Below are 6,400 nucleotides of genomic sequence, written 5' to 3' on the forward strand. Positions count from 1 at the left end.
CCCCGGGCGTGCCCACCAGCGGGCCGTCGGCGCCCCGCGTTCCCGGTGCCGGCGGCCCGGTGGGCGCACGGGTCACCACGGCCAGCCGCGGGTCGGCGGGCTCACCGGGGCGGCCCGCCCGGCGGCCGGGTGGACGCGTGGGTGCGGCCACACCGCCCGTGGCCGGCGCCGAACGCTTGCGAGCCTCGTGGAACGACAGGATCTGCAGTTCCACAGCGAGATCAACCTTGCGCACGTCCACTCCCACCGGCACCGACAACGCGATCGGCGCGAAATTGAGGATGCTCGTGATTCCCGCGGAGACAAGGCGGTCACACACTGCCTGCGCGGCCGCGGCCGGCGTGCAGATGACACCTATCGTCACCTGGTTGCGTTCGACAAGTGCTTCCATCTCGTCGAGCGGGCTGACCGCGACGCCGCCGACGGACTCGCCGATCCGGTCGGGATCGACGTCGAGCAGGGCGACCACCCGGAATCCCCGGGAGCGGAAGCCGGCGTAGCCCGCGAGCGCGTGGCCGAGGTTGCCGACCCCGACCAGCACGACCGTCCGGTCCTCGGTCAGCCCGAGCTCGGCGGCGATGCGGCCGAGCAGGAAGTCGACGTCGTAGCCGACGCCACGCGTCCCGTACGAGCCCAGGTAGGACAGGTCCTTGCGGACCTTCGCCGAGGTCATGCCGGCCGCCTTCGCCAGCGTCTCGGACGAGACCGTGCGGACCGCCCGGTCGGCGAGCGAAGTGAGGACCCGCAGGTAGAGCGGGAGGCGGGCGACCGTCGCCTCGGGCACGGACGAGCGTCCACGGGCAGCGCCGGCCGCCCGCCGAAGCTCAGTCATGTACGGCTCCCGCCCCACTCAAGACGCCCGGCCGCCGACGACGCCGGGCGCGCGGCCCCACAGTGCTCCGCTACCAGCTCCGCGGCGGGCGCCACGGTCGGTCTCGCGGTCGAACGACGCCGGTGGACGGCTGTCGGGGCGAGTTTACGACCTCGTGAAGGACTTCACGAAGTTGACATGATCTTGCACTCGGGTACGCCACGCGGCCGGCCCGTGATCATTTCTTGGACCGCCCCCAGCGGCCGACGGTCAACGCGCGCCGTAGACGGGCCTCCTCGACCCGCCAGTAGCCGTGCTCCCGCCCGTCGACGAGGATCACCGGGACCCGGTCGCCGTAGGCGTCGGCGAGCTCGGCCGAGGTGTCGACGTCGGTCTCGGTCCAGCCGGTGCCGGTGTCGGCCGCCACCCGGGCCACCGCGGCGCGGGCGTCGGCGCACAGGTGACAGCCGGCCCGGACCAGCAGGGTGATCCGTCGATCCGCCGCCCGCGCGGCACCGCCAATGGCGGCGGCGCCGCCGGTGACGTCGACGTCCGCCCGTACCTCGGCGCCGTCCACACTGGCACCGCCGTGCACGCTGTCAGCGCCACCGCCGGCGCCTCGACCCGCGGGAACCCTCGTCATCGCTGCGACCATCCGCTTCGATCATCATTTTCGATCATCAAAAGGCGCCGGGGCCGAAAAGATCCCCCGCACCGGGCAACAAAGCCGGAAAAGCACTTCGTCCCAGCACATGATGACGACCGTGCATCTTCACCTCGCTCCCCATGCCCGCCGGCAGGTCGTTGGCTACACTCAACTTTCCAAAGGGTTCCGGAGGATCAAAGGTAGCGCGATCATGCTCTTCACGCGCGCGGAGTTCCTGTCGAATCCGGGAGATGCGACGGATCCAGCTCCCCGGACGACTCGATGACGCCGCCCGCGCGGGAGGGGCGCCCGTCGGATCGCCACGGGGTCCCCTGGTCTCCGATCCGCGGGTTGCCGACCAGGCCCGTCTGATGGCCGTTGACACACCTCGACGCCCCTGACCCGAAAGGAGCAGGAAGCGGTCGCGTCGCCGTCGGCTTCGTCCGACCTGATCCGACACCCACCGGAGAATCCCGGTTCTCGAGCGGGCCACACCCCGCCCCGCCGGGCCTCCTCGATCTTTGGAGCCAGCATGCCCTCCGCCCTTTCCCGAACGTCGCGGGGGCGTGGAAGCGAGGACCCCCGCCCGGTGGACGGCCCGAGGCCCGGCCCGGTCTGTGCCGTCTCCCGCGGCGCCGCGGACCGATCACCGACGTGAACCCGCTGTGGGCGCAACCAGCTCTCGATCTCCGCGGCCGCGCGGCGCTGTGCGCCGGCTCCGCCCAGGTCGTGATGCCACGTGCCGATCCCACCTGTTGCCCGGCGCTGCGCGCCGAGCTGGCCCGCATTACGATCATGCTCCGGGCGGCCACGCCGGTCGGCCCCCCCATGGCCCACTCGGCGGGAGGGGCCTCGCCCGGCCAGCGGACGGCCCAGTCCACCTCCCCCGACGGCCTGGCCGGCCACGGGATGCCCGTCCCCGACGAGTCACCGTCGAACGCCCACCGGCCGGACGCCGAGCTCGCGGACCTGGTGCGCAGCGCCCAGCAGGGCGACGGCGAGGCGTTCGGGGAGCTCTACGACCTTTACATGGACATGGTCTTCCGCTACGTCTACTACCGGATAGGCAGCCGGACAGCGGCCGAGGACATCGTCAGCGAGACCTTCCTGCGCGCGCTGCGCGGCATCAGGACCTTCACCTGGCAGGGGCCTGACATCGGCGCCTGGTTCATCACCATCGCCCGGAATCTGATCATTGACTCCAGGAAGTCCCGACAGGCCCAGCTGGAGTTCCCCACCGACGACATCCTCTCGGCGGGGCGGGATCATGTCGTGTCCGGGCCGGAGGAGTCGGTACTGGACGTCATCACCGGCCGGGCCCTCATGGACGCCGTCCGCACGCTCAGCCCCGACCAGCAGGAGTGCGTGGTGCTGCGCTTCGTCGAAGGGCTCTCCGTCCGGGAGACCGCGCTGGCGATGGGCAAGAACGAGGGCGCGATCAAGGCTCTCCAGTACCGGGCCGTGCGCGCCCTGGCCCGGCGGCTCCGGGAGAACCCGGCCTGAAACCATTCCCGGCGCCACGGCCGGCCCGGTCCGGTCCCCAGTCCGGTCCGGGTCCGGTCCGGGTCCGGTCCGCCACTGCCGGCGTGGACCCGGTACAGCCGGTACGACCCGGCGCAGCCGGCGCGGCCCGCCGCGGGCATCCCCGGGTAGCGCCGCGGGCGGTGGCCTGCCAGGCGCCGGCCGTACACCCGGCGGACAGGCTCCCGGTGCCGCCGCGGGCGCTGGGCGTCCCGGGTACCCGCGGGCCGCGGATGCGCTGGTACACCGCCACGGGCCGTTCGCACCGTACGCTTCGCACGTCAACGCTTCTTCCAGGTCACCGTGACAGCACCCAGGTCACCGTGACAGCACCGTGACAGCTCCCGGATCACCGTGACAGCTCCCGGGTCACCGTCACAGCACGCTCCTTCCCCGCGCCGCGCACGCCCAGGAGATCATGATGCGGTTTCGACCACGCCCGCAACGGTCGGCGGACGACAAGGCCCGCGCGGCGGATGCCGAGGCCGCCGCCACCGCGGCCCTGAAGGTGGCCGCCGACCAGACGGCCAAGGCGCCGCCGGACCCGACCGCGGCGGCCTTCTTCGACGTGGACAACACCATGATGATGGGAGCGTCGATCTTCTACTTCGCGCGCGGGATGGCCGCGCGCGACTTCTTCCAGTCCCGCGACCTGCTGCGGTTCGGCTGGCAGCACGTCACCTACCGGGTTCTGGGGCAGGAGAACACCGACGGGATGCGCGACGTCAAGGAGGCCGCGCTCGCGTTCGTCGCCGGCCGTGAGGTCGCCGAGATCGTCCGCTTCGGCGAGGAGATCTACGACGAGCGGATGGCGGAACGGATCTACTCCGGCACCCGGGCCCTGGCCGAGCAGCATCTCGACGCCGGGCAGCGGGTGTGGCTCGTCACGGCCACCCCGGTGGAACTCGCCTCGGTCATCGCCCGGCGGCTCGGGCTCACCGGCGCGCTCGGAACGGTCAGCGAGGTCGTGGACGGACGTTACACGGGCCATCTCGTCGGGGAGCCGCTGCACGGCCCGGCCAAGGCAGCCGCGGTACGCGCGCTCGCCGAGCGCGAGCAGCTGGATCTTTCCCGGTGCTGGGCCTTCTCCGACTCGATCAACGACCTGCCCATGCTGTCACTGGTCGGCCACCCCGTCGCGATCAATCCTGACCCCGACCTCAAGGCCGTCGCCCGGGAGCGGGACTGGCCGATCAAGGACTTCCGCACCGCCAGGAAGGCCGCCCGGATCGGTGTGCCGACAGCGGCCGGGGTGGGCGCGCTCGCCGGCGGGGTGGCGGCCGGCATGGCGCTGCGCCGGCGCTATATCGGCGTGGCCGGCTGACCACCGAACGGCCCCGCCGTCCCTCGTCCTTCCGGACAGCCCTGCCACCTTCTTCTCGGACGCTTCTCGGACGCTTCTTGGACGCTTCTTGGACGGCCGACCGGACGCCTATCGAACGGCCGGGCCCGACTGGACAGCGGGCCGACGGGACGGGCCGGGCCGGCTGGACAGCCGAGACCGGGGCCGGGGCGCCTACCGGCGGCCGCTGGGCATGCCGGGATCGTTCGGCGTGCCCAGCCGGGTGGTGCGTCGGGCCCGCTCCGGCGGCGGCTCGGGCCGCCGGGCCACCCAGGCGATCGACAGGACCGAGGCCACCTCGATGACGGCCAGCCACACCGCCAGAAAAAGGTCATCTATGACGACCAGGACCGCGACCACGGCGGTCACCGACAGTACATATCCGGCGACGATGCCGCGGCCCACCCAGGTCCGCCGCGATCTCGCACGCCACCAGCCCACCCGCTGCCCGTCCACGGTCGTCACGGGTCAGAAGAATACCGACCGGCGCTGCATCAGCAGCCCGTAGAGGGAATGCTGAATCGTCTCCCGGATGCGGTCCGTGAGCTCGAACACCAGCATGGGGTCCTCGGCGGCCGCCGGGTTCGGTGATTCCGTCTCCACCGGTTCGCCGAACTCGATGAACCATTTCGACGGCAGCGGTACCAGGCCGAGGAGACCCAGCCACGGAAACGTCGGGGTGATCGGCAGGTAGGGCAGCCCGAGCAGCCGGGCGAACGTCCGGAAGTTCCCGATCATCGGGTAGATCTCCTCGGCCCCGACAATCGTGCACGGGACGATGGGGACGCCCGTGCGCAAGGCGGCCGAGACAAAACCTCCACGGCCGAAGCGCTGCAGCTTGTAGCGTTCGCTGAACGGCTTGCCGATCCCCTTGAAACCTTCCGGCCAGACCCCCACCAGGTGGCCAGCGGCAAGCAGCCGTTCGGCGTCCGCCTGGCAGGCGAGGGTGTTGCCGGTCTTGCGCGCCAGCGGTGCGAGGAACGGCATGGAGAACACCAGGTCCGCGGCGAGTATCCGCAGGTGCCGGTGGGCCGGATGATGGTCCATTATCGCCAGCGAGGTCATGATCGCGTCCAGCGGCAGGGTACCGGAGTGGTTGGCCACGATCAGCGCGCCGCCGGTGTCCGGAACGTTCTCCAGACCGCGCGTCTCGACCCGGAAATAGTTCTGGTAGACCGGACGCAGCAGCGGCGCGATGACGTTCTCGGTCAGGTCCGGGTCGAAACCGTGCTCGTCGACCACGTAGTCGCCGGTGATCCGGCGCCGCAGGAACGCGAGAAAGCCCGCGAGCGCCCGTTCCAGGCTGCCCGCGTTGGCCAACGGCTCGGACGGCAGTGCGGACGCCTGCCCGGCGCCGACGTCGTCGGCGGGAGCGGTCCGGCCGGAAGCAGCCGCCCGCTCCCCGGAGGCCCACGTGTCACCGGCCTCCGCGGTGGAGAACTCCCCGGGCTCCGGCGGTTCCCAGGATGCCTGGGGCTCCCTGGGAACCGCCGGGCCCCGCGCGCCGGCACCGTCAGGGCCTGCCGCGCCGACGCTGTCCAGCCGGGCGCCGACGCGACGTGCCGGCTCCCGGCCATGCGGCGCCAGCTCCCGGCCATGTGGGGGACCGGTGTCACGCCAGCGCTGGCCGCCGAAACGCTCCGCGTCCGTCTCCGTCCCCGCCGTCCCCGCTGGCGCGGTCGGCGCGGTCGTGGCTGAGGGGGGCGGATCGTTCCGGCGCGGGTCCGGGCCGGGGCCCTCGGCCCGCTGGGGGCCGGCGGCGCTCCCGCCGTCGGCCGGCCCACCGGCGTCGGTGCCGCTCACGGCGACCGGGTCATCGTGATCGCCCTCTGCCGGGTCCCGCGGCCGGGAACGGCGTTCCACCGCGCCACCGCTCGCCCTGACGCGGGCGTCCTTGCTGCCCAGCGGGATGATGCGCGCCTCACTCACATCCGTGACCACCTTTTCGCCGGACTTGCCCTGATACTCTGCGTGAGTCGCATACTCTGTGTGAGCTGGTACCCTGCGCGAGCTGGCCGATACCCTGTGCGAGCCGGCTCTGCGGGGGCCGCCCTGCGTGGGCTGGCCCTGCGTGGGCTGG

6 protein-coding genes are annotated in these 6,400 nt (G+C 72.2%); 2 read left to right on the top strand and 4 right to left on the bottom strand.

From position 1 onward, the window contains the following. The coding region (locus AC5LSR_RS20950) for a redox-sensing transcriptional repressor Rex (protein ID WP_493468877.1) at nucleotides 1-832 on the bottom strand (832 nt) is incomplete at its 3' end. A 217-nt stretch (nucleotides 833-1,049) separates the two neighbouring features. Next, nucleotides 1,050-1,454 (bottom strand): glutaredoxin family protein, encoded by a 405-nt coding sequence (locus AC5LSR_RS20955; protein WP_250281996.1) that lies wholly within the window; start codon nucleotides 1,452-1,454, stop codon nucleotides 1,050-1,052. Between the two features lie 657 nt (nucleotides 1,455-2,111). Between AC5LSR_RS20955 and AC5LSR_RS20960 the strand changes: the two genes are divergently transcribed. Beyond that, complete coding sequence (locus tag AC5LSR_RS20960) at nucleotides 2,112-2,960, top strand: sigma-70 family RNA polymerase sigma factor (protein ID WP_250281995.1); 849 nt, start codon at nucleotides 2,112-2,114, stop codon at nucleotides 2,958-2,960. Nucleotides 2,961-3,399: 439 nt separating this feature from the next. Continuing rightward, nucleotides 3,400-4,302, top strand: coding sequence for an HAD family hydrolase (locus AC5LSR_RS20965; RefSeq protein ID WP_250281994.1), 903 nt, complete (start codon nucleotides 3,400-3,402; stop codon nucleotides 4,300-4,302). 192 nt (nucleotides 4,303-4,494) lie between these two features. Here AC5LSR_RS20965 and AC5LSR_RS20970 read toward each other — a convergent pair whose 3' ends face one another. Then, nucleotides 4,495-4,785, bottom strand: coding sequence for a hypothetical protein (locus AC5LSR_RS20970; protein ID WP_250281993.1), 291 nt, complete (start codon nucleotides 4,783-4,785; stop codon nucleotides 4,495-4,497). Nucleotides 4,786-4,788: 3 nt separating this feature from the next. Further along, nucleotides 4,789-6,249: a 1-acyl-sn-glycerol-3-phosphate acyltransferase gene (locus tag AC5LSR_RS20975; RefSeq protein WP_250281990.1), complete on the bottom strand. Its 1,461-nt coding sequence runs from the start codon at nucleotides 6,247-6,249 to the stop codon at nucleotides 4,789-4,791. Between the last annotated feature and the right edge of the window lie 151 nt (nucleotides 6,250-6,400).

It is taken from the genome of Protofrankia sp. CiP1_Cm_nod4, assembly GCF_982290645.1.